The organism is Saccharopolyspora sp. ID03-671 (assembly GCF_045278815.1).
In the GTDB taxonomy this organism is placed as follows: Bacteria; Actinomycetota; Actinomycetes; order Mycobacteriales; family Pseudonocardiaceae; genus Saccharopolyspora; species Saccharopolyspora ipomoeae.
The window spans coordinates 579,461-601,824 of the sequence record NZ_CP134054.1; the positions used below are offsets into that span (position 1 = coordinate 579,461).

The 22,364-nt window shown below is 70.1% G+C and carries 24 protein-coding genes; 15 read left to right on the forward strand and 9 right to left on the reverse strand.

Annotated features, from left to right (window positions below):
• The first annotated feature begins 22 nt into the window (after nucleotides 1–22).
• The 4 genes from REH65_RS02800 to REH65_RS02815 all read left to right on the forward strand — a co-directional run bounded on the left by REH65_RS02800 (nucleotide 23) and on the right by REH65_RS02815 (nucleotide 2,876).
• Nucleotides 23–799, forward strand: coding sequence for an SDR family NAD(P)-dependent oxidoreductase (locus REH65_RS02800; protein WP_406691123.1), 777 nt, complete (start codon nucleotides 23–25; stop codon nucleotides 797–799).
• Between the two features lie 130 nt (nucleotides 800–929).
• Entirely contained in the window at nucleotides 930–1,904 is a 975-nt protein-coding gene (locus tag REH65_RS02805; RefSeq protein ID WP_406693071.1) for an NAD(P)H-dependent flavin oxidoreductase, read from the forward strand.
• Between the two features lie 14 nt (nucleotides 1,905–1,918).
• Nucleotides 1,919–2,455 carry a PadR family transcriptional regulator gene (locus REH65_RS02810; protein ID WP_281454518.1) on the forward strand — a complete coding sequence of 179 codons (537 nt, stop codon included), beginning with the start codon at nucleotides 1,919–1,921 and terminating at the stop codon, nucleotides 2,453–2,455.
• Nucleotides 2,456–2,459: 4 nt separating this feature from the next.
• Nucleotides 2,460–2,876 (forward strand): nuclear transport factor 2 family protein, encoded by a 417-nt coding sequence (locus tag REH65_RS02815; protein ID WP_406691124.1) that lies wholly within the window; start codon nucleotides 2,460–2,462, stop codon nucleotides 2,874–2,876.
• A gap of 219 nt (nucleotides 2,877–3,095) precedes the next feature.
• On the opposite strand, the gene REH65_RS02820 is transcribed toward REH65_RS02815, so the two are convergent.
• Nucleotides 3,096–3,884, reverse strand: a complete 789-nt coding sequence (locus tag REH65_RS02820; RefSeq protein ID WP_406691125.1) for an endonuclease I family protein — start codon at nucleotides 3,882–3,884, stop codon at nucleotides 3,096–3,098.
• Nucleotides 3,885–4,018: 134 nt separating this feature from the next.
• Nucleotides 4,019–5,143, reverse strand: coding sequence for an MFS transporter (locus REH65_RS02825; RefSeq protein WP_406691126.1), 1,125 nt, complete (start codon nucleotides 5,141–5,143; stop codon nucleotides 4,019–4,021).
• Between the two features lie 317 nt (nucleotides 5,144–5,460).
• Here REH65_RS02825 and REH65_RS02830 point away from each other — a divergent pair, with 317 nt between their 5' ends.
• From REH65_RS02830 to REH65_RS02840, 3 genes are all read left to right on the forward strand, one after another.
• A complete protein-coding gene (locus REH65_RS02830; RefSeq protein WP_406691127.1) occupies nucleotides 5,461–6,297 on the forward strand; it encodes a metallophosphoesterase family protein in 837 nt (278 codons plus the stop codon).
• The gene (locus REH65_RS02835; protein WP_406691129.1) at nucleotides 6,297–6,938 is read left to right on the forward strand and encodes a 4'-phosphopantetheinyl transferase; all 642 of its coding nucleotides are present in this window, start codon (nucleotides 6,297–6,299) and stop codon (nucleotides 6,936–6,938) included. The genes REH65_RS02830 and REH65_RS02835 overlap by 1 nt, the downstream gene beginning before the upstream one ends.
• A 72-nt stretch (nucleotides 6,939–7,010) precedes the next feature.
• A complete protein-coding gene (locus REH65_RS02840; protein ID WP_406691130.1) occupies nucleotides 7,011–7,808 on the forward strand; it encodes an SAM-dependent methyltransferase in 798 nt (265 codons plus the stop codon).
• Nucleotides 7,809–7,902: 94 nt separating this feature from the next.
• On the opposite strand, the gene REH65_RS02845 is transcribed toward REH65_RS02840, so the two are convergent.
• Both REH65_RS02845 and REH65_RS02850 read right to left on the reverse strand, forming a co-directional pair.
• Entirely contained in the window at nucleotides 7,903–8,802 is a 900-nt protein-coding gene (locus REH65_RS02845) for an amidohydrolase family protein (RefSeq protein ID WP_406691131.1), read from the reverse strand.
• A 107-nt stretch (nucleotides 8,803–8,909) separates the two neighbouring features.
• On the reverse strand, nucleotides 8,910–9,578 hold the full coding sequence (locus REH65_RS02850; protein WP_406691132.1) for a DNA alkylation repair protein: 669 nt from the start codon (nucleotides 9,576–9,578) through the stop codon (nucleotides 8,910–8,912).
• Nucleotides 9,579–9,669: 91 nt separating this feature from the next.
• Between REH65_RS02850 and REH65_RS02855 the strand changes: the two genes are divergently transcribed.
• Both REH65_RS02855 and REH65_RS02860 read left to right on the forward strand, forming a co-directional pair.
• Nucleotides 9,670–10,452, forward strand: coding sequence for an SAM-dependent methyltransferase (locus REH65_RS02855; RefSeq protein ID WP_406691133.1), 783 nt, complete (start codon nucleotides 9,670–9,672; stop codon nucleotides 10,450–10,452).
• A 535-nt stretch (nucleotides 10,453–10,987) separates the two neighbouring features.
• On the forward strand, nucleotides 10,988–11,896 hold the full coding sequence (locus tag REH65_RS02860; RefSeq protein ID WP_406691134.1) for a glycosyl hydrolase family 32: 909 nt from the start codon (nucleotides 10,988–10,990) through the stop codon (nucleotides 11,894–11,896).
• A 133-nt stretch (nucleotides 11,897–12,029) separates the two neighbouring features.
• On the opposite strand, the gene REH65_RS02865 is transcribed toward REH65_RS02860, so the two are convergent.
• Nucleotides 12,030–13,205 carry a saccharopine dehydrogenase family protein gene (locus REH65_RS02865; protein ID WP_406691135.1) on the reverse strand — a complete coding sequence of 392 codons (1,176 nt, stop codon included), beginning with the start codon at nucleotides 13,203–13,205 and terminating at the stop codon, nucleotides 12,030–12,032.
• Between the two features lie 165 nt (nucleotides 13,206–13,370).
• On the opposite strand from REH65_RS02865, the gene REH65_RS02870 reads away from it, so the two are divergent.
• Entirely contained in the window at nucleotides 13,371–14,165 is a 795-nt protein-coding gene (locus REH65_RS02870) for an IclR family transcriptional regulator (protein WP_281454529.1), read from the forward strand.
• 98 nt (nucleotides 14,166–14,263) lie between these two features.
• A complete protein-coding gene (locus REH65_RS02875; protein ID WP_406691136.1) occupies nucleotides 14,264–15,052 on the forward strand; it encodes an SAM-dependent methyltransferase in 789 nt (262 codons plus the stop codon).
• 51 nt (nucleotides 15,053–15,103) lie between these two features.
• Here the strand turns inward: REH65_RS02875 and REH65_RS02880 are convergent, their stop codons facing one another.
• A complete protein-coding gene (locus REH65_RS02880) occupies nucleotides 15,104–15,457 on the reverse strand; it encodes a hypothetical protein (protein WP_281454531.1) in 354 nt (117 codons plus the stop codon).
• A gap of 402 nt (nucleotides 15,458–15,859) precedes the next feature.
• Here REH65_RS02880 and REH65_RS02885 point away from each other — a divergent pair, with 402 nt between their 5' ends.
• Both REH65_RS02885 and REH65_RS02890 read left to right on the forward strand, forming a co-directional pair.
• Nucleotides 15,860–16,396, forward strand: coding sequence for a manganese efflux pump MntP family protein (locus REH65_RS02885; RefSeq protein WP_406691137.1), 537 nt, complete (start codon nucleotides 15,860–15,862; stop codon nucleotides 16,394–16,396).
• Nucleotides 16,397–16,427: 31 nt separating this feature from the next.
• The gene (locus REH65_RS02890) at nucleotides 16,428–17,072 is read left to right on the forward strand and encodes an alpha-ketoglutarate-dependent dioxygenase AlkB family protein (protein ID WP_406691138.1); all 645 of its coding nucleotides are present in this window, start codon (nucleotides 16,428–16,430) and stop codon (nucleotides 17,070–17,072) included.
• A gap of 61 nt (nucleotides 17,073–17,133) precedes the next feature.
• Here the strand turns inward: REH65_RS02890 and REH65_RS02895 are convergent, their stop codons facing one another.
• On the reverse strand, nucleotides 17,134–18,519 hold the full coding sequence (locus REH65_RS02895; RefSeq protein WP_406691139.1) for a GntP family permease: 1,386 nt from the start codon (nucleotides 18,517–18,519) through the stop codon (nucleotides 17,134–17,136).
• A 131-nt stretch (nucleotides 18,520–18,650) separates the two neighbouring features.
• Here REH65_RS02895 and REH65_RS02900 point away from each other — a divergent pair, with 131 nt between their 5' ends.
• Nucleotides 18,651–19,538: a LysR family transcriptional regulator gene (locus REH65_RS02900; RefSeq protein WP_406691140.1), complete on the forward strand. Its 888-nt coding sequence runs from the start codon at nucleotides 18,651–18,653 to the stop codon at nucleotides 19,536–19,538.
• On the opposite strand, the gene REH65_RS02905 is transcribed toward REH65_RS02900, so the two are convergent.
• Nucleotides 19,535–20,443 carry a LysR family transcriptional regulator gene (locus REH65_RS02905; protein ID WP_406691141.1) on the reverse strand — a complete coding sequence of 303 codons (909 nt, stop codon included), beginning with the start codon at nucleotides 20,441–20,443 and terminating at the stop codon, nucleotides 19,535–19,537. The genes REH65_RS02900 and REH65_RS02905 overlap by 4 nt on opposite strands.
• 134 nt (nucleotides 20,444–20,577) lie before the next feature.
• On the opposite strand from REH65_RS02905, the gene REH65_RS02910 reads away from it, so the two are divergent.
• Nucleotides 20,578–21,660: a tartrate dehydrogenase gene (locus tag REH65_RS02910; RefSeq protein WP_406691142.1), complete on the forward strand. Its 1,083-nt coding sequence runs from the start codon at nucleotides 20,578–20,580 to the stop codon at nucleotides 21,658–21,660.
• Between the two features lie 47 nt (nucleotides 21,661–21,707).
• Here the strand turns inward: REH65_RS02910 and REH65_RS02915 are convergent, their stop codons facing one another.
• Nucleotides 21,708–22,292 (reverse strand): PadR family transcriptional regulator, encoded by a 585-nt coding sequence (locus tag REH65_RS02915; RefSeq protein ID WP_281454537.1) that lies wholly within the window; start codon nucleotides 22,290–22,292, stop codon nucleotides 21,708–21,710.
• Nucleotides 22,293–22,364: the final 72 nt, after the last annotated feature.

Here is a 22,364-nt window from a genome sequence, read left to right on the forward strand (position 1 = left end):
ACGACCGGGAGGCAGCACTCACGTGAGCAACGAGGCCAATCCTTTCGACCTGACCGGGCACGTCGCCCTGGTCACCGGCGGCAACTCGGGCATCGGTCTGGCGATGGCCGACGCGCTGGCGGCGGCCGGTGCCGGGGTGTGCGTGTGGGGCACCAACGCCGAGCGCAACGAGAAGGCGGCGCGCGAGCTGGACAAGCACGGCGGGAAGGTGCTCGCCGTGCGCTGCGACGTCGGCGACGAGGAGCAGGTCGAGGCCGCGATGGCCCGCACGGTCGAGGAGTTCGGGCGGTTGGACTCCTGCTTCGCCAACGCCGGGATCGGCGGGGTCGGGAGTCGTTTCCTGGAGACCGACCTGAGCGAGTTCCGCCGGGTCACGCGGGTGGACCTGGACGGGGCGTTCCTGACGCTGCGGGCGGCGGCGAAGCAGATGGTGGCCCAGGGCGAGGGCGGCAGCCTGGTGGGCACCTCCAGCCTGGCGGCCCGGCAGGGCCAGCCGCGCGGGCAGGCCTACGCGGCGAGCAAGGGCGCGCTGGTATCGATGATCAAGTCGATCGCGATCGAGCTCGCCCGGCACGGGATCCGCGCCAACGCGGTCCTGCCGGGTTGGGTGAGCACCCCGCTGGCGGATCCGATGCTGGAGTCGGAGGGGTTCCAGCGGAAGGTGCTGCCGCGGATGCCGGTCGGCCGGTGGGGCAGGCCGGACGATTTCGGCGCGCTGGCGGTCTACCTGGCCAGCCCGGCGAGTGCGTTCCACACGGCGGACGCGCTGACCGTCGACGGCGGTTACGTGAACTTCTGATCCCGCGCCCCCGGTCTCGCGGCCGGGGGCGTTCTCGTCGCACCCTATGCAACTCGTTGCATTGCAACTCGGTGCATAGTAGCGTCCGGTCCGGTTGGAGCGGTTCGAGTTGAGAAGGGCAGTGAGCAGCGTGCTGCGAACCAGGTTCACCGAGGAGTTCGGCGTCGAGCACCCCATCGTGCAAGGCGGCATGCAGTGGGTCGGCCGCGCCGAGCTGGTGGCCGCGGTGGCCAACGCCGGCGCGCTGGGCATGATCACCGCCCTGACCCAGCCCACGCCCGAAGACCTGGTCAAGGAGATCGCGCGCTGCCGGGAGCTCACCGACAAGCCCTTCGGCGTGAACCTGACGATCCTGCCCTCGATCACTCCCCCGCCCTACGCCGAGTACCGGCAGGCGATCATCGAGTCCGGCATCACCGTCGTGGAGACCGCCGGGTCCAACCCCGCCGATCAGGTCGCCGCGTTCAAGCCCGCCGGGATCAAGGTCCTGCACAAGTGCACCAGCGTCCGGCACGCGCTCAAGGCCCAGCAGCTCGGCGTGGACGGGGTCAGCATCGACGGCTTCGAGTGCGCCGGGCACCCCGGCGAGGACGACATCCCGGGCCTGGTGCTCATCCCCCGGGCCGCCGACGAGCTCGACATCCCGATCATCGCCTCCGGCGGTTTCGCCGACGCGCGCGGCCTGGTCGCCGCGCTGAGCCTTGGCGCGGACGGGGTGAACATGGGCACCCGGTTCATGTGCACCCAGGAGTCCCCGATCCACGACGAGGTCAAGAAGCGCATCACCGAGGCCGGTGAGCGCGACACCGAGCTGATCTTCCGGCCGCTGCGCAACACCGCGCGGGTGGCCAGCAACTCCGTGAGCCGCGAGGTCGTCGCCAAGCTCGACGACGGCGCGCAGTTCGAGGACATCCGCGAGCTGGTGGCCGGGGCGCGCGGTCGTCAGGTCTACGAGCAGGGCGACACCGAGCTGGGCGTGTGGAGCGTCGGTATGGTCCAGGGGTTGATCAACGACGTGCCGACCGTGGCCGAGCTGGTCGACCGGATCGTCACCGAATCCGGCGAGCTCGTCCGGAACCGGCTCGGGAAGCTCATCGCGAGCTGAGAGGAAGACCGCCGGTGTCTCTGGAGTACGCGATCCTGGTGTCGCTGCGGGAACGCGCGGGCTCGGGCTACGAGCTCGCGCGCCGGTTCGACAAGTCGATCGGGTACTTCTGGGCGGCCAGCCACCAGCAGATCTACCGGAGCCTCAAGCGCATGGTCGAGCTCGGCTGGGTCGACTGCGACCAGGTCGCCCAGCTCAAGCGGCCGGACAAGAAGGTCTACCGGGTCAGCGACGCCGGGGCCGAGGAACTGAGGCGCTGGATCGCCGAACCGGCCGCCACTCGCAACGACCTGACGGTCAAGCTGCGCGGCGCGTCGTTCGGCGATGTCGCGAAGGTGCGCGACGAGTTCGCCCGGCAGCGCGACCTGCACGTCCAGCGGCTGTCGCTGTACCGCGAGATCGAGCGCCGCGACTTCGGCGATCCCGCGAAGCTCACCGGGCAGGCGCTGCACCAGCACCTGGTGCTGCGCGGCGGGATCCGCACCGAGCAGGCCTTGCTGGAGTGGTGCGAGGACGCGATCCGAGCACTCGACGACGATCAACGGGGATGAGGGCATGAACGCCGCAGACCGCTTCCGCGCCGCCATCGAGGCGGGCGACTTCGACGCCGCCGTGAACGAGTTCACCGACGACATCCGGTTCTTCAGCCCGGTGAAGTTCACGCCGTTCGAGGGCATCGACACCGTGCGCGCGCTGTTCCGGGTGCTGCAGCGGACTTTCGAGGAATTCCGCTACGTCGGCGACTTCCCCGGTCGCGGCCGGACGCCCGCCGGGGACGAGACCGAGGCGCACGTGCTGCACTTCCGCACGGTGGTCAACGGAAAGCAGGTCGAGGGCATCGACCTCATCCACCTCGACGCGGAAGACCGGATCAGCACCTTCACGGTGATGATCCGGCCCATGTCCTCGCTGCAGGTCGTCAGCGAAGCGATCCACGCGGGACTCGTCGCGGACGGAGTCGTCCCGGGCTGAACGTCAACCGGCCCGAGCAGCGCAGCCAAGCGACGGAGTCGCTTTCTCCTTGCACCACCTGAGCAACCGGCACCGCCGGGGGTTCTCAGACGTTCTCTGGTGAGGACAGCCGACACGCCGTGTATTGGCATACATCAGTCTCGGATCCCGGAGCCGGAGGACGTCTGAGGTTCCCCTACCCGCACCGCTAAGCAAACCAGCCAGCGGAGTCCGAAAACCTCACCAGATCTCCTCGACCCACTCCGGGTGGTCGACGAACGGGTTCCGGTTGTGCTGGATGTCGGTGAATATGACCTCGTTGCGGTGCTTCTCGAAGTCGTCCGGCGGGTCCTGCTCGTTCCACTGCTTGAGGACCGAGAGCTTGCCGATGTTGGGGTTGCTGCCGTTGCCGACCTGGTCGTTGACCTCCAGGTCGGCGAACCCGTCGGTGCCCTCGTAGCGCACCGACATGTAGAAGATCATGCGGGCGACGTCGCCCTTGACGGCGTCGCGGGGCTCCCACGAGTCGTCGTCGGTGAAGTTGCCCGGCGCCTCCTCGGACTCGGTGCCGCCCATGTCGAAGTCCTTGTTGCCGCGGTCGGCGTTGACCGACACGTCGGTGGGACGCAGGTGGTGCACGTCGGTGCCCGGGCCGGGAACGGTGTCGAAGTCGCCGTGGGACTTGGCCCAGACGTGCTCGCGGTTCCACTGGTCGGCGTCGCCGCCGTTGGTGTCCGCGGCCTGCGAGCGGCCGGTGTAGAGCAGGATGACGTTGGCCGGGTTGGCCGGGTCCTGGTCGGTGACCTTGAGGGCGTCCCAGACGCCGTCGTAGTCGAGCGTGGTGACGCCGTTGCTGATGATGCCGTGCAGCGCGGCCTCCAGCTCGGGGCCGGTCTTGCCGATCGCGTCCTGGTAGTAGTCCTCGGCGCTGGGCTGCGACGGCGAGGCGACCGCGACGGCGGCGGTCGGCGCGGCCACCAGGACCGCACCGCATAACAGCGTGACGGGTTTCCAGCGGGTGATCTTCATGGCTCCCTCTCCCCGTGGTCGAGACGGGGGAAGCGTGCCACAGAAGGGATCACCATTGGGTGACGCAAATCTGGTGAAGAGATGGCGGGAAATGATCGTCTCGACGTCGGAAATCCACGACGAGCTGCGACGATTCAGCTCGCGGCTCGTCGGGTCCGGGGCCACCAAATGGAAACAACGGGAATCAAAAGTGCCAGCAGCAGGCCCGCCAGGCCGAACCCCAGTCCCGCGTCCTGCCGGTAGAGCGCGGTGAACACCGCCGGCGAGGCCGACATCCCGAGGAACCGCCACGCGGTGACCACCGAGATCGCTCCACCACCTCCGACACCGCCGAGCACGGTGGCGTTCACGGCCACCAGGATCAGCTGGCCGCACACCCCCGCCAGCGCCCAGGCGAGCACGACCACCGGCAGCCACTCGACCAGTCCGATGGCGGTCACGGCGATCGCGGCGCTGAGCACGCCGGTGATCAGCGTGGCCCGCACGCCGAAGCGGTCGACGGCGCCGCCGGTGAGCCGGGCGGCGAGCACCCCGGCGATGCCGTAGGCGGTCAGCGCGAGCCCCCGGGCGCCGGGGCTGAGCGCGAAGGCGTCGTCGAGGCGGAAGGACACCAGGAACGGCAGGCCCGCCGAGGCCATCCAGGCGACGCCCGCGACCCCGCCGCTGAGCAGCACGATCGGCGTCCAGGCATCGCGCAGCAATCCCGGCTCGCGCTCACCCGCGGGCCCGGAATCGGGCGGCAGCGGGCTGACCGCCAGCAGCGCCGCGACGACCGCGACGCCGACGAAGGCGAGCTGCCAGGAGCTCTCGGCCGCGAGGCCGCCGATCAGCGGCGCGGTGGTCTGGCCGATGGCCTGCATCGCCCCGTAGGCACCCATCGCCCGGCCCAGCCGGTGCTGCGGCGTGCCCGCGGCGATCTTGGCCAGCAGCAGCGGCGTGGTGAAGGCGTTGGCCACGCCCTGCAGCACGCGGGTGAGCTGGAACAGCCAGAACCAGGGCGCCACGGCTCCCAGCACCGCCACCACGGCGTAGCCGATGTAGGCGGCCCGGATCGTGCGGCTGCTGCCCCACCGCTCGCCGAGGCTGCCGGAGACGAGCATGACCAGCGCGAACGGCAGCAGGTAGGTGGTGGTCGTGCTCGCGGCGAGGCCCGGTGAGACGTCGTAGTCGGCCCCGAGCTCGGGCAGCATCGCGGCCACGATCCCGCCCCCGAAGGGACCCAGAAGCCCCCCGACGTACAGCGCGACCCGAGAACTCACCACCTCACCTCCACTCCCCGTCCGAACCTCCGCACCCGCCCGACGGACCACTCGTTAGCCGCGCGAACGTTATCACCGCAACCCCGCCCCGCGGTCCACAGTGGGGCGTCGATCACCACCGCACCACCCGCCGCAGCCGAGCGCTCCGCACCAGGGGACGGTTTTTCCTCGAATTGACCGGACATAACGGACATTGATCATGGGTGATTCGAGGAAAAACCGTCCGCCGGCAACGGCCCACAACACCGGAGCCGGGGCACCCCTAGCACATCAACGCTGGTGGTGTGCTGGTTCTGGGTGAGTAGGGTTGGGAGATCATGGGTTCCGGTGAACTGCTGGCCGTCAGCGATCTGCACGTCGCTGCGGGCGAGAACAAGGACATTGCGCGCGAACTCCGGCCTGGTTCGGATCACGACTGGTTGCTGGTCGCCGGGGACGTCGGGGAGATGTCCGACGACATCACCCGGACCCTGGAGATGCTGGCCGGGCGCTTCGAGAAGGTCGTGTGGGTTCCCGGCAACCACGAGCTGTGGACGCCGAAGCAGGATCCGCTGCAGCTGCGCGGCGAGGCGCGCTACCTCGAACTGGTGCGGCGCTGCCGCGAACTCGGCGTCGTCACGCCCGAGGACGACTTCCCGGTGTGGACCGGCCGGGGCGGGCCGGTCACGATCGCGCCGCTGTTCGTGGGCTACGACTACACCTTCCGCCCCGCGGGCACCTCCACCAAGGAGGAGGCCCTGGCGGTGGCGCACGACTCCGGGGTGGTGTGCACCGACGAGTTCCTGCTGCACCCGGACCCCTACCCCAGCCGCGACGCGTGGTGCCGGGCTCGCCTGGACCACAGCGAGAAGCGGCTCGCCGACCGCGACCCGGACCTGCCGACGGTGCTGGTCAACCACTACCCGCTGGTCCGCCGGCCCACCGACGTGCTGTGGTACCCGCAGTTCGCGCAGTGGTGCGGCACCACCGGGACCGCCGACTGGCACCTGCGCCACCGCGCCGCCGCCGTCATCTACGGCCACCTGCACATCCCGCGCACGACCTTCCACGACGGCGTCCGCTTCCAGGAGGTCTCGATCGGCTACCCGCGCGAGTGGAAGCGGCGGGGCCTGCCCGACGAACTCTTGCGCCGCGTGTTCCCGGAGGAGTCGTGATGCTCGAACACGTCCTGCCCGACGACCTCGCGCGGCACGAGCTGTTCACCGACCCGCCGGAGGCGCGGCTGTTCGCCGAGGAGACCGCGGTGGTCGCCCGCGCGGTCGACAAGCGGCGTCGCGAGTTCACCGCGGTCCGCCACTGCGCCCGAACCGCCCTGGCAGAGATCGGCGCACCCGTCGGCCCGCTCCTGCCGGGTGAGCGCGGTGCTCCGGGCTGGCCGCCGGGGGTGGTGGGCAGCATGACGCACTGCGCGGGCTACCGGGCCGCCGTGGTCGCCTGGGACAAGGACGTGCGCACGATCGGCATCGACGCCGAACCGCACGAGCCGCTGCCGGACGGAGTCCTCGACGCGGTGTCGCTGCCGGCCGAGCGGGCCATGCTCTCGGGTCTGCCGGGCGGGACGCACTGGGATCGGATCCTGTTCAGCGCCAAGGAATCCGTCTACAAGTCGTGGTTCCCGCTGACCCGCGAGTGGCTCGACTTCGAGGAAGCCGAGCTCACCCTCTCCCCGGACGGCACCTTCCACGCCCGCCTCCTCAAACAGGGCCACGACGCCCGGGGCAGGCCGCTGGCCTCGTTCGACGGCCGCTGGCTGGCCGAGGACGGGCTGATCGTCACCGCGATCGTCGACCGCTGAACCGTGGTCCCGGCACCACCCGGCGTGCCATACTCCGCTGCTCGAACGGCAGTCGTGACGAGGAGAGAAGCGGTGGCGGGAGTTCCGGACTGGGTTCCTTCGCAGATCGACTGGAACCAGCCGAGCGTGGCGCGGATCTACGACTACGCCCTCGGCGGCGCGCACAACTTCGAGACCGACCGGCGCGCGCAGGACGCCGCGCTGGAGGTGTTCCCGCACCTCAACGACGCCGCGCGGGCCAACCGCGCGTTCCTGCACCGTGCGCTGCGGTTCTGCTTGGACCGAGGGGTGCGGCAGTTCCTGGACCTCGGCTCGGGCATTCCCACCGTCGGCAACGTGCACGAGGTCGCCCAGGACATCGCTCCCGAATCCCGCGTCGTCTACGTCGACCACGACCCGGTCGCCGTCACCCACGCGCGCAGCATGCTCGCCGACGATCCGAACACCGCGTTCCTGCACGAGGACATCCGCGCGCCGCACCGGATCTTGGAACACCCGGACGCCCTGCGGCTGCTCGACTTCGACCAGCCCATCGCGGTGCTGATGGTCGGCATGCTCCACTACGTCAACGACGCGTCGGACCCGCAGCACCTGCTGCGCGACTACCGCGCCCGCATGGCGCCGGGTTCGTACTTCATCGCCTCGCACCTGACCAGCGATCTGCCCGAGATGCGCTCTGCGGCCCCGTTCTTCGACGACAGCCGCAACCCCATGACGCTGCGCGGCCGAAGCGAGATCGAGGCGCTGCTGGGCGACTTCGACCTGGTCGAGCCGGGCGTGGTGTTCACCGTGGAGTGGCGGCCCGAGGGTCCGCCGGGCGAGCACCCGGAGCGGTCCGCCTGCTACGCCGCGGTGGGGAGGTGCCGCTGAGAGGTCGCCCGGCGCCGTCGACCGGTCGGAGCGGGACGGCCGGACGACGCCGGGCTCGTCGAGTGTCGAACCTCCAGCGCGCTGGAGGTCAAGATCAGAGCCGGTAGAACCTCTCGGCGTTGTCGTGGAACAGCGCCATCCGCTCGTCGCGCGAGAAGTCCCGCGTGATCTCCCGGAAGGCGTCGAAGATCGCGCCGTAGCTGGAGAAGAGGCTGTCGACGGGGAAGTTCGAGGCGAACATGCACCGCTCGACCCCGAAGACCTCGATCGCGTGCTCGACGTAGGGCCGGATCGACTCGGTGGTCCAGTCGTGGTCGCCCATGCCCAGCCCGGAGATCTTGCAGGCGACGTTCGGGGCCTGGGCGAGCACGCTCATGCCCTCGCGCCACGGCTGGAAGTGGTCGGGCCCGTCGACCTGCATCCCCGTGTGGTTGAGGATGATCTGCACGTCCGGGTAGTCGGCGGCCAGCTCGAAGAACTCCCGCATCTGCGGGTGGTACAGCTGCAGGTCGAACGACAGCTCGCGCTTGCGCAGCTCCTCGAACCCGCGTCGCCACTCGGGCGTGCGGCTGACCTCCGGCCGGTCCAGGTAGGTCTTGGCCTTCTCCGGGTGGTAGTTCATCGACTGCCGTATGCCCCGGAAGTTCGCGTGCTCGGCGTGGGCGTCGAGCACGTCGGCGACGTCCGGGCGGGACAGGTCGGCGTAACCGACGATCCCGTGCGGGAATCCGCGCTCGTCAGCGATCTTCTGCAGCCAGCGCGTCTCCCCCACCGGATCGCGCGGGTCCCAGCCGACGTCGAGGTGCACGGCCTTGACGAGGCTCTGGCCCTCGGCGTCGCGCAGGAAGTCGTCGAGCGTGTAGTTGCGCAGCAGCGCGTCGTAGCTCCCCCACGCGGCCGGGCCGACCTGGTCGCTGAGCCACGGGTGGTAGTTCGCGTCGAGATCCCACAGGTGCTGGTGGGCATCGATGATCGGGATGTCGTCCCGGCGCATCGTCAACTCCTCACTGAGCTGCACCGGACCACCGTGCGCCACGGTTCCGGCTCTTCGGCGATGCCTCACTATGTAGATGTCGACTGTTGGATGTCAACACTCGACAGTTATGCTTCGTCGCGGCGGACGATCTCGGTGATCCAGGTCGGCGCGTACGGGGAGGTGCAGCCCTTCGACGTCGGGTAGTCCTCCAGGACTCGGAGGCGTTCGCCGATGTCGAGGGCGCGGGCGCGGTGGTCGGGGTGAGCGATGCCGATCTGGGCGAGGCAGGTGTTCATCTGCCACTGGAGGCGTTCCGGGGCGTCCTTCATCTCGGCTTCGATCGTGTCGAGCAGACCGGACAGGTCCAGGCCGTCGGGCTTCTTCACCACTCGCTCGGCGGTGAGCGCCCAACCCGCGGCGGCGACCACCGGATCGGGGTCGTCGAGCCAGGTCGAGCGCAGGTCCTCGACGTGCGGGTTCTTCTTCACCGCGTAGCTGATGAGCCAGTCCTGCGCCTTGACGCTGCCGGCCTGGCGCAGCATCGCGTCCAGCTCGTCGCGCTCGAAGGACTTCGGACGGCAGATCAGCAGGGCCAGGAGCTTGGCCGCGGTGTCGCCGGTGGCCCACAACCGGAGGGCCAGGTCGTGCTGGGTCTTGAGGCGCTTGGCGATCGCGCGCAGCTCGGAGAGGTTCACGCCGTGGTCATCCCCGTGCCGGGCGTTGACCTCGCGCCGCTTCGGGTCGTCGAGCCCCCCCAGCTCCGCCATCAGCTCGTCGAGCGTCGTCCCGGCCATGCCCGCCTCCACCTCCGATGCCGTCCGGTTCTCACCCTAGTGGCGATTCGTCGGCTGGCCTGCGGGCCCGTCCTCGTGGGAACGTCCCGGGATGTCTCTGGACACGACTCAGCCGAGTGCCGCCCGCGCCTACGACTACTTCCTGGGCGGGCACAGCAACTTCGCCGCCGACCGGGAGTTCGCCGAGCAGGTCAAGGCCATCGCTCCGAGCGTGCCGAACGTGACCAGGCTGAACCGCAACTTCCTCCGCCGCGTCGTGCAGCACTGCCTCGACCAGGGCGTCCGGCAGTTCCTCGACCTGGGATCGGGCATCCCCACCGTCGGCAACACGCACCAGATCGCCGAGGGCGCCGACGCGCGCGTGGTCTACGTCGACAACGAGCCGGTCGCCTACCACCACAGCCGCGGGCTGCTCGACGATCGCCCGGACGCCACCATCATCCGGGCCGACATGCGGGATCGGGAACTCGTGCTCGACCACCCCGAGACGCGACGGCTGCTGGACCTCGACCAGCCGGTCGCGCTGCTGGTCATCGGCGTGCTGCTGTACCTGCCGGACCCGGAACCCGCCGAGGTGATCCGCGGTTACCGGCAGCACCTGGCCCCGGGCAGTCTCGTCGCGGTGAGCACGCTGACCGACGAGCACGCCGATCCCGCGCTGCGCGAGGAGGTCCAGCGGCTGCGCTCGGCCTACGCCGACGCCGGCGAGCCGGTCTACCCGCGCGATCACGCCGAGATCCTGCCCTGGTTCGAGGGCCTGACGCTCGTCGAACCCGGTCTGGTCACCCTGCCCGAGTGGCGCGGCGACGACCCCTCGGAGGCCTCCGACGTCGCCGCTCCCCTCGGCTACGGCGCCGTCGCCCGCATCCCCTGAGCATCGCACCCAGCCCGAGCGCTGACCCGACAACCCGCGCGCTGTCGAAACCGCGACGAACGTCGTGTCGAAAACCGCGGTTTTCGTCGCGTGAAAACCGGGGTTTTCGACACGAGGAGAGGTCGTCGTGGTGGTGGCCGCGTCCGGCAACGCGGCCGACCTGTTCGGGATCTGAGCGGGGTACCGGCGGTATCCACATCAACTCGCCCTGCCCCGCTTGGGGTGGCGGGCGCTTCCCCGCGTCTGCGGGATCCCGCACCTGCGGCGGCGAGGTCCAGGAGATCCGCCCCGGCGACGTCGTCCACATCGAACCCGGTGACGAGCACTGGCACGGCGCCACCCCGGACCGCTTCATGGCGCACGTCGCCATCCAGGAGGCCGACGAGAACGGCGAGGTCGTCACCTGGGGTGCCCACGTCAGCGACGAGGAATACCGCCGGGTCTGACCGGTTTCACCCGTTCCACCGCTGTTGGCCCGGGTGATCACCGGCGTATACCGGGAGGAGATCCGGTTTCGGCGAGGTGGGGGTCGGCGATGATCCGCTCGGTGATGGCGCTGCTCGTCGTGCTCCAGCTCGCCGCACCCGGCACGGCCTCCGGCGAGAACTCGGTGTCGGCCGGGGAGTTCGTCCACGTCTACGACCCGTCGGTCGGCGAGGACGAGCAGTGGTACTACAACGACCACACGCTGATCCGCGACGAGAGCACCGGTGTGTGGCACGTCTTCGCCATCACCCACGCCGAACCGGCGAACCCGTTGGACGAGAAGCACTTCGGGCACGCCACCGCCCCCTCACCGCGCGGCCCGTGGACCAAGCAGCCCTTCGCGCTCACCGCAGACCCGGAAGCCGGCGAGAGCCACATCTGGGCGCCCCACGTGGTGCTCGTCGACGGCGTCTACCACCTGTTCTACGCGGCGGGCACCCCGGACCACGCGGCCTACCGCATGCACCTGGCGACCTCCACGGACCTGTGGCGCTGGACGCGCAGCGACGCGAACCCGCTGTTCACCGACGGATTCGACGCCCGGGACCCGATGGTCACCCGGGTCGGGCCGCTGTGGGTCCTGTACTACACGGCCACCAGCACGCCCGAGGGCGGCACCCACGAGGTCGCCTACCGGGTCAGCACGGACCTGCGGAACTGGAGCGGCAAGCACGTCGCCTTCGAGCACCCGCGCACGGGTGATGTCGGCGGTCCCACCGAATCCCCGTTCGTGGTGCGGCGTTCCGACGGCTGGTACCTGTTCGTCTGCTGCGACTCCGGCTACCGGGACACCCGCGTGTACCGCAGCGCCAACCCGTTCCGCTTCTCACCCGACTCCCAGGTCGGGCGGATCGACGCCCACGCCGCCGAGGTCATCACCGAACCCGACGGCACCACCGCCATCACCAGCGCGGGTTGGGGCCAGGGCGGACTGCACCTGGCACCGCTGCACTGGTGACGAACCGTCCCGTGGCCTTCTTTGGGGGTGGGGGAAGTTTTCATGAAAACTTCCCCACCCCCACCACGAACCCGATTTCAATGGAATTCGGGGACCCGACTTCCGTTGAAATCGGGTCACCCCTGGTCGGGGGTCACTTCGAGCTGATGACGTCGAAGGAGAGGCCCGCGTTGACCAGGCGCGGGATGAGGTTGTCGCCCATCGCCGTGGCTGTGGTGACCTGACCCGCGGTGGTCGGGTTGTCGTCGAAGGCCAGGCACAGGGCCGATTCGGCGAGCATCTTGGAGGTCTCGCCGTAGCCGGGGTCGCCGCCGCTGACGCGGGTGTGCACGGTGCGGCCGCCGGCCTCGCCGATGAAGTCCACGGTGAACCAGGAGCGGGCGCGGCGCTGCGGCGAAGGACCTTCGCCCTGCGGGAGGCGCGAGGCGATCAGGCGTCGCAGCGGCGGGATCTGCGCCGCGCCGAAGAGGGCTCCGAGCCCGAGACCCGCGACGGCGATCGTGGCCGGGTTCTTCACGCCCGCGAAGTGCGAGTAGGTGAACTTCGGGCCGTAGTCGGCGCGCGCGGCCGCGGAGCGCTGCACGACGAACGGGTCGATCGTGGGCAGCGGGACCAGCCAGAACCCCAGGTCGGCGTCGCGTCGCGGCTTGTCCGACCGGGCCCGTGCGCGGCGTCCCTCCGGTCGCGGCTCGACGCGCTTGCGCTCGATCATGGCCTGGCGCATCTGCTTGGCCCGCGCGAACTGCCCGAGCGCGGAGTGGAAGGTGCCGCCGGACAGCGTCGCGTTGCTGCGCACCACCCCGCGCACGGTCACCGGCACGTCGTCGGGCAGCTGCCCGACGGTGAACAGCGCACCCAGGTCGTGCGGGATGGAGTCGAACCCGCAAGCGTGCACGAGCCGCGCCCCGGTCTTCTCGGCCGTGGCGTGGTGGGCCAGGTACATCCGGTCGACGAACTCGGGTTCCCCGGTGAGGTCGACGTAGTCGGTGCCGGCGGCGGCGCAGGCGGCGACCAGCGGTTCACCGTGCTCCAGGTACGGCCCGACGGTCGTGATCACGACCCGCGCCGACTCGGCGACCTCGCGCAACGAGTCCGCATCGGACGCGTCGGCCACCAGCAGCCCGGGCTCGACGGCGTCCGGGTGGGCCCCGGTGAGCCGGTCGCGCACGGCCCGCAGCTTGCCTTCGCTGCGCCCGACCAGCGCCCACCTCGCCCCCGCCGGCAGGTTCCGCACCAGGTACTCCGCGGTCAGGCCACCGGTGAATCCGGTGGCACCGAACAGGACGATGTCGTAGGCGCGCTCGGTCATGGGCTCCTCCGGGTCGAGCGACGATCAGACTGCACCGCCTGATCTTGCCGGATGATCCCATCCGCTCCTCGCTCCCCCGAGGCCACCTCGGACGATCTTGCGCTGACACCCCCGGCGACCAGCGTGGCGGCGCCCTGCTCGGGCGCGTGTGCGAGGATTCCCGGCGTGAGTGAGTCGTCGAATCCGAGCAGGACCGGAGCGCAGGCCGTCGAACGGGCACTGACCGTGCTGCGCGCCATCGAGGACAGCGAGGACCCGCTCGGCGTCACCGAGCTGGCTCGCCAGACCGGGCTCACCCTCAGCACGGCCCACCGCCTGGCCCGGACCCTCACCTACAGCGGCCTGCTCGCCCAGGACCCGATCACCGAGCGCTACCAGCTCGGGCCGACGCTGGTCGCGCTCGGCGAGAAGGCAGCGGCGCGACTGGGCTACGACCAGGCGCTGCCGATGCTGCGCGAGCTGTCCGCGGCCACCGGCGAGTCGATCAACCTGGGCATCCGGACCGGCAACGACGTCCACGTCGCGCTGCACGTGCCCTCGCCGCAGCCGCTGCGCTTCGACCAGCCCTCCGGGACGACGGTGCCGCTGCACGTGTCGGCGATGGGCAAGTGCCTGCTGGCCTTCGTCGGCGAGATCGAGGAGCAGGTCGACAGCCTCGGCGACCTCACCCGCGTCACCGAACGCACGATCACCCAGCGCACGAAGCTCAAGGACGAGCTGGAGCTCGTGCGCGAACGCGGCTGGGCCCTCAACGACGAGGAGCGCAATCCCGGCGTCCGCGCGATCGCCGTCCCGGTGCTGCGCGACGGCACGGCCGTGGCCGCCATCGCCGTCCAGGGGCCCACGATCCGCCTCACCGAGGATCGCCTCGACGCCATCGCCGAGCAGATCCGCAACACCGCCCGCCGGGTCGCCCCGGGCCTCGGCCGCCGGGTCCTCGACCAGGGCGAGGACGAGTAGCGGGCGACCCGCACTTTCACCCCGTCGGAGCACACCGCGCCGGGTCGTCCCCTGCGTAGCATCGTCGGCCGCACCGGTGCTCTCGGAGGGAGAAGGTCTTGGGGTCGTCGTCGCACGAGGTGGACGTCTCGTTGCCGAACCCGGCGCGGATCTACGACTACGGCCTGGGCGGGGACCACAACTTCGCCGCCGACCGGGAGGCCTTCCACCAGCTGCTGGAGGTCGATCCCGACTCCCGGACCGTGGTGCGCTCCAACCGGGCTTTCCTGCGTCGTGCGGTGCGGTTCTGCCTGGACCGGGGCATCACCCGGTTCCTCGACCTCGGGTCGGGGGTGCCGACCGTGGGCAACGTGCACGAGGCCGCGCACGAGATGAACCCGCGCGCCCGCGTGGTCTACGTGGACAACGAGCCGGTCGCGGCCGCGCAGACCCGCCGGCTGCTGCAGGACCAGCCGAACACCGCGATCATCGAGGCCGACCTGCGCGACACCGATGCCGTGCTCACCGCTCCGGAGACGGCGGAGCTGCTGGACTTCTCGGAACCCGTCGCGCTCGTCATGGCCTCGGTGCTGCACTGGGTCGGCGACGACGTCGCGGACCTGCTCGACCGGTACCGGCGAGTGCTCGTGCCCGGCAGTGCGTTGGTGATCAGCCACCTCACCGACGAGGACCTGCCGGAGCAGATGCGTCGGGTCGAGGCGATCTTCGACGAGACCAGCGCCCCGGTCACCTACCGGCCGCGCTCCCGGGCCGCCGAGCTGTTCACCGGCTTCGACATCGTCGAACCGGGCGCCGTGTACTGCTCGGAGTGGCGGGCGGAGCCGCACGAGAGGCTCGCCGAACCCGAGCGCTCCAAGATCTGGGCGGCGGTCGGGATCAAGTCCTGACCAGGTCCCCCTCGCGCGTTCCGCTGCGGACGCGTCGCGGTCGGACCGGGCTCACCTGCGCGCGGCCTGCTTGGCGGGTTCGGGGAACGGCCACCAGCTCAACGCCTGGCGTCCCTTCGCGGTGAGCACCACGCGGTGGCCGCGCGGGGCGAACAGGTTGCTGCGGGTGTCGATGTCGATCAGGTCGGCGACCCACAGGTCGTGCAGCGCCGCGCCCAGGGCAGCGGTCATCGGGTTGGCCGCGCCCGCCGCCCAGTCGTAGCCGACCGGCCGGTCGTAGAGGCCGTTGTGGTAGCAGATCATCCCGCGCTGCACCGATTCCAGCGCGGTGTAGCGGAGACCGGCGGGCGTGTTGCGGAACGTGACCGCGTCCTTGGCGCTGCGGGTCCTCGTTTCCTCCCGCATGGGTTCTTCCTCCTTCCGTCGTCGGACTGCGGTCGCACAGAATGTCGGTCCCCGGCGCGGCGTTCAAGACTCCGGGAACCGACGGATCGCCCCGTCCGGCACGAGCGGTATCGCGGTGCGGACGAACGGCACTCCCCCTTCTCGAATTGCGGTTCGGATCGGCGGAGAACGCCCTCGGGAAATGCCCACCGGTAGGGATCCGGCCTGAGCGGTAGCTTTCCGAGCGGGAGCGGTGCGCATGACCGGCTCAGCGGAAGATCCTTCCGGAGAAGGGTTTCCGGTGCTTAGACTCGTCTGCCACCGCAGGAATTCCAAACGGGTCTTCCACCCGCTTCATCGACGAATCCCCCGGGACCGCGAGCAGCTCGATGGCCCGAAATCCTCCTCCTGAATGGTGTCCGCATGTTCGAGATCATCGCCCTCGGTTTCTTCCTCAGCCTGGACAACTTCCGCTCGTCCATCGCGATCGGAACGATTCCGTTCAAATTCCGGCGCGCGGTGCAGATCGCCGTCGTGTTCGGCATCTGGGACACCGTGGCGCCGCTGATCGGCGGGTTCCTCGGGCAGTTCATCGGGGAGTCGACGGGCGAGGTCGCCGACTACCTGGGGCCGGTGCTGCTGGGCGCCTACGGCCTGTACCTGCTGATCGGGGCGATCCGCAATCCCGAGCCGGAGGAGATCGACCAGCCGTGGGTGACGCTGTTCGGGATGCCGCTGACGTTGAGCGTGGACAACCTGCTCGCGGGCACCGGGCTGGGGATCCTCGGCTTCTCCCCGGTGATGTCGGCGATCATCTTCGGCGCCATCACCGCGATCATGTCCCTGGCGGGGATGTGCATCGGGCGCTACGCGGCACGCCTGATCCCCGTCCGGGCCGACCTGCTCAGCGGCATCTCGCTCGTCACCGCTGCGATCGTGCTGCCGTTCGTGACGTCCTGACCGGTCAGGCGCGGCGGTACCATCGCCGCTGATGGAGCTGTTCCCGCGTCCGCGCGCCGAGATCGCCCCCGGGGCGGTACACGTCCCCGGGTGGCTGTCGCCGGAGTGGCAGCGGCGCCTGGTGCAGGCGTGCCGGGAGTGGGCCCGGCCGCCTGCGGGGCTGCGCTCGGCTCGGTTGCCCAGCGGTGGGCGGATGTCGGTGCGCACGGTGTGCCTGGGCTGGCACTGGTATCCGTACCGCTACTCCCGGACGGTCGACGACGGTGACGGTTCGCCGGTCAAGCCGCTGCCGGACTGGCTGGCGGACCTGGGCAGGCGGGCCGTCGCCGAGACGCTGCCCGAGGCCCGGCCCTACGACCCGGACATCGCGCTGGTGAACTTCTACGACGCCGACGCGCGCATGGGCATGCACCAGGACCGCGACGAGCTCAGCCGCGGTCCGGTGGTGTCGCTGAGCCTGGGTGACGAGTGCGTGTTCCGCTTCGGCAACACCGAGAACCGCAAGCAGCCCTACACCGACGTCGTCCTGCGCTCGGGCGATCTGTTCGTCTTCGGCGGCCCGTCGCGGATGGCCTACCACGGCGTGCCGAGAACCCTTCCCGGCAGCGCCGATCCGGATCTGGGCATGAGCGGCGGCCGGCTCAACATCACGCTGCGCGAATCCGGCATGTCCTGACCCCGGGGGATCGAACGCGTCGCATGTCTTCCCCGCCGAGCGCCGCCTCCGGGATCGAGCCTCACGCCACGGCTCCGAGGACGAGGACGATGGGGAGCGAGATGAGCGAGGCGAGGGACATGGCGACCGTGTGGGTCTTGAAGGTGCCTCGGGTGCTGAGACCGAGCAGCGACTGGAACATCCAGAAGAAGTTGCTGCTGACGTGCGGCAGGAACAGCGCGCCCGAACCGGCGGCCAGTGCGACGAGCACCACCGGGACGCCGAGGCTTCCGGCGATCGGGGCGAGGATCCCGGCGGCGGTGATCGCCGAGACCGAGATCGACCCCAGCGCGATGTGCAGCACCGCGGCGACGAGCCACACCAGCAGCAGCGGTGGGAGGAATCCGGAGGAGAAGGCCGAACCCAGCACGTCCGCGAGCCCGGACTTCTCGATCACCGCGCCGAGCGAACCGCTGATCCCGCTGAGGATGAGGATCGGGCCGCAGCTCGTCAGCGCCTCGCCCACGGCTGCGCCGATCTCCTGCCGGCTGCGCACCCGACCGGCCAGCACGAACGCGAGGCAGGCACCGAAGAAGATCGCCACCACGGGGTCGGTGACGAACCCGATGACGTCGTGGTCCACGCCCAGGCCCGAGGCCAGCGCTCCCCCGGCGATCAGGACCAGCGAGAGCAGCACCGGCGAGATCGCCAGCGTCAGCGGGAGCTGCTTGGTCACCGCGGGCGAGGCGACCTCCGCGGCGACCGGCTCTCCCGATCCGGTTTCGCTTCGGTCGCCGGAATCCGCAGCGGCGGCTGTTTCGAGTTCGTCCTGCGCGGGGTCCCACCGGATCAGCCGGGGCAGAGCGAGGCGGAAGACCAAGGTGGTCAGCACGGCGGTGGGCACGCCGACGAGCAGTCCGCAGAGGAACATCTGCCCGAGCGGGACGCCGAGCACCCCGGCGACCGCCACGGCCGCAACGCCAGGTGCCACGAAGACCAGACCCACCTCGATCCCCGCCGTCAGCGCACCGCCCATCAGGGCGATGCCACGCGGGCCGAGCCCGGAGCCGAGCCTGCGCGCCAGCGGAGCCGACAGCACCAGGAGCACGTCCGAGTAGATCGACGTGAACAGCGAGCTCAGCGCGACGGCGATGATGTAGGGCAGGCTCCGCTCGCCGAAGATCCGCAGCATCGCCTCGACCAGCCGTTGCATGGTGTCGGTGACCGTCAGCAGCGCACCGGTGATGACCCCGAAGGTGATCAGGACACCGATGTCTCCCAGCACGTCGGCGAACCCGCTCGTGACGGCCTCCGGAGTACCGGCGAACCCGACATCGGTCGTGACGCCGAGGAACAGCGTTCCCAGCAGCAGGGCGAAGACGGGCGGGATCTTGGCCCAGGTGATGAGCAGGACGATGCCGACGATCGCCACCGCCGTGGTCACCAACAACAGGAAATCGTGGGACAACGCTGTCTCCGTTCAACGGTCGAGGACCAGGCCGATTCCGCTCAGTCCACCCACGCCGCCTGCCCGACGTCCAAGACCGGTTTCCTGACCTGCTGATAGGTTGCGCTTATCCGAGCTGGTGGAGGTGCGCGTTGGACGTCCGGCAGATGCGCTACTTCCTGGCCGTGGTCGACACCGGCAGCGTGCACCGCGCGGCCGAGCAGCTCTTCGTCGCGCAGCCGTCCGTTTCGCAGGCGCTGCGCGGCCTGGAACGGGAACTGTCCGCGGAACTGTTCCACCGCACCGGCAGGCGCCTCGTGCTCACGGCCGCGGGCCGCGCGCTGATCGAACCAGCGCGAGATCTCGTGCGATCGCTCCACGTGGCCCGGGAGACGGTCGAGGCGGTCGACGGACTTCGCGGTGGGAGGCTCCTGATCTCGTCGATGCCGTCGCAGGCGGTGAGCCCGCTCGCCTCGCTGATCCGCCGGTTCCGCGACCGCTACCCCGAGGTGGAGATCGGGGTGTCCACCGCGGCCAAGGCGGGCGACGTCGCCGATGTCGTGCGGCGCGGTCACGCCGAGGTCGGGGTGGTGGCGGTGCCCAACGAACCGTTGCGGGAGAACGGCTTCCGATTCGAACTGCTGGAAGTGCAGTCCTACCTGCTGGTGGCTCGCGACCCCGCCGAACTGCCGCCCGGCGACGACCCGGTGCGGCCCGCCGACCTCGGCGAGCTCCCGCTGGTGATCGGGCAACCGGGCACCGGGATGCGCCGCGTCGCCGACGCGATCCTGTCCCGGACCCGATGCCGGATCGCCGTGGAGATCGAACACCGCGAAGCACTGCTGCCGCTGGTCCTGGCCGGGGTGGGCATCGCGGTCGTGGCCGACTCGTGGCGCCCGCTCGCCCACTCCGCCGGGCTGACCGTGCGCTCCCTCGACACCGACGAATCGCTGCACGTCGGGTTGCTGACCACCGACTCCAGGCCCGGCCCCGCCACAGCGGCCCTGCTCGACGTCGGCCGGGAGTGGGCGCGCACCTAGTCGATCTCCGGGAGCCTGGTCGCGAGTCCCCGGCGCAGGTGCTCGATCGCTTCCCCGGCACGGCGGGGAAGCGCCTGGACGGGTCGGCTCAACGCGTAGATGTCGGCGCGGGGCGACGGGATCTCGGGCAGCACCTGCACCAGGCGCCCGTCCCGCAGCAACGGCGCCACCTGCCAGAGCGAGCGCATCACCATGCCGCGCCCGGCCAGGCACCACTCCGTGGCGACGTCGCCGTCGTTGCTGACCATCGCCCCCGCCACGCGCACCGCCTGATCGCCCTCCTCGCCGAAACGCCAGTTCATGAAGTCGGTGTCGTTCTCCCGGATCACGATGCAGTCGTGCTCGGCGAGATCCGGGAGGGTGCGCGGCTCACCGCGGCGCTCCAGGTATCCCGGTGCCGCGCACACCACGCGCCGGTTGGCGTGCAGCAACCGCGCGTGCAGCCGGGAGTCGGGCAACCGGCCGACGCGCACGGCGAAGTCGTACGGGGTCCCGGCGACGTGCACCGGGAGGTGCGACAGCTCCAGGTCCACCTCGAGATCGGAGTGCGCCGCGGCCAACTCCCCCAGCAGCGGTGCGATGTGCGCGCGCCCCAGACCGATCGAGGAGTGCACCGAGATCCTGCCGCGCAGGCCCGCGCGCTGCTCCCCGATGTCGTCCTCCAGGTCGGCGATCTGGCCGAGCAGCCGACCGGCGCCCTCGGCGTAGCGCCGGCCCTCGGCGGTGAGGCTCAAGCGGCGCGTGCTGCGGTTGACCAGCTGCACCCCCAGCCGCCGTTCCAGGCGGGCGAGCCGCTTGCTGACCGTGGAGACGTTCACGCCCCACTGGCGCGCCGATTCGGTCAGCGTCGTGGCCCGGGCGATCCCGTCGAAGAACTGCAGGTCGTCGAGTTCCGGGAGCTCCATGCCACTCCTTGCGCCTGAGGAAACGATGTCGTGCCCGTCGGCGCCTTCACCGCGCCTTTCCTGCTTCCTACGCTAATCGCCAGCGGCGAAGCCCGTGGCTCGCCTCCCCGGCAACCCCGACTCGAAGGACGGTCATGGCCACGCATCGGATTGCGGTGATTCCCGGCGACGGCATCGGCAAGGAAGTGGTGCCGGAAGGGGTTCGCGTGCTCAACGCGGTCTCGGAGGTCTTCGGAACGCGCTTCGAGCTGGTCGAGTTCGACTTCGCCAGCGTCGACCACTACCTCGCCCACGGCCGGATGATGCCCGAGGACTGGTTCGAGCAGCTCAGCGGTTTCGACGCCCTGTTCTTCGGCGCCGTCGGCTGGCCCGAGGTGGTGCCCGACCACATCTCGCTGTGGGAGAGCCTCCTGCAGTTCCGCCGCCGCTTCGACCAGTACGTCTCGCTGCGGCCGGTCAAGCTGCTCAAGGGTGTGTCCAGCCCGCTGGCCGGGCGGGAACCGGGCGACGTCGACTTCCTGGTCGTGCGGGAGAACACCGAAGGCGAGTACTCCAGCATCGGCGGCAAGATCTTCGAAGGCAGCGACCGCGAAACCGTCGTGCAGGAAACGATGATGACGCGCATCGGTGTCGACCGGATCCTGAAGTACGCCTTCGAACTCGCCCAGAACCGCCCGCGCCGGAAGCTCACCTCGGCCACCAAGAGCAACGGCATCTCGATCTCGATGCCCTACTGGGACGAACGCGTCCAGAACATGGCCGCCGACTACCCGCAGGTCGAGGTCGACAAGTTCCACATCGACATCCTCGCCGCGAACTTCGTGATGCACCCCGACTGGTTCGACGTCGTGGTCGCCTCCAACCTCTTCGGCGACATCCTCTCCGACCTCGGTCCGGCCTGCACCGGCACGATCGGGATCGCGCCCAGCGCGAACATCAACCCGGAGAAGAACTTCCCGAGCCTGTTCGAGCCGGTCCACGGCTCGGCACCCGACATCGCGGGCAAGGGCGTCGCCAACCCGATCGGCCAGATCTGGTGCGCCTCGATGATGCTCGACCACCTCGGCGAGCACGACGCCGCGGCGGCCGTGATGACCGCGATCGAGGACGTCGTCGGACGGGGCGCCGCGGCCCTGACCCCGGACATGGGCGGCACCGGTGACACCGCGGGCGTCGGCGCGGCCATCGCCGAGTCGATCCGCACCTCCCGCGCCTGACCCTCGGGGAGCGTTGAGCCCGAACCCGATTCGGGCTCAACGCCCGCTCACGCGTCGTGCAGCTCGTCGAGGAGGGTGAAACCGTCCTCGATCCAGGCGAGTTCGGTGCGGGCGTGGGCGATGAGGCCGTCGTAGGCGTAGACCTTGTAGCGGACGGTGAGTTCGGCGGCGCGCTCGTCGAGCTTCGCCAGCCGGGCCGCCAGGGTGGGGTGGGTGCGGTCGACCAGGGTCGCGCGGGTGTCCTCCAGCATCGCCAGGTGCTCTTCCCAGTAGGCCTTCTGCTGGTTCAGCTGCTCGCGGACGGCGTCGGGGTCGGCGAAGTCGAAGTAGGCGGCCTTGAGGTAGGCGGGGTCGCGCTGCCACTGCGGGACCAGCGGCGACTCCATCCACTCGCGGAACTCCTTCAGGCCCGCGTCGGTGACGTGGTACTCCTTCTTCGTCCCCTTCTTGCCCCAGGGGACCTCGACCGAGGTGAGCAGCCCGTCGCGCTCCATCCGGTTCAGCGCCGGGTAGATCTGCGAGTCCGGGGCGTGCCAGACGTGGGCGACCGAGCGGCTGAAGCTCTTCGAGATGTCGTAGCCGGTCATCGGGCGACCGGTGAGCAGCGCGATCAGCGCGTAGCGCAGCGACAAGACGACCTCCCTCCTTGATCGGTCACGCTATCTCACCCTTGCCAACTCACTATATCCATAGTTACCTTGTGG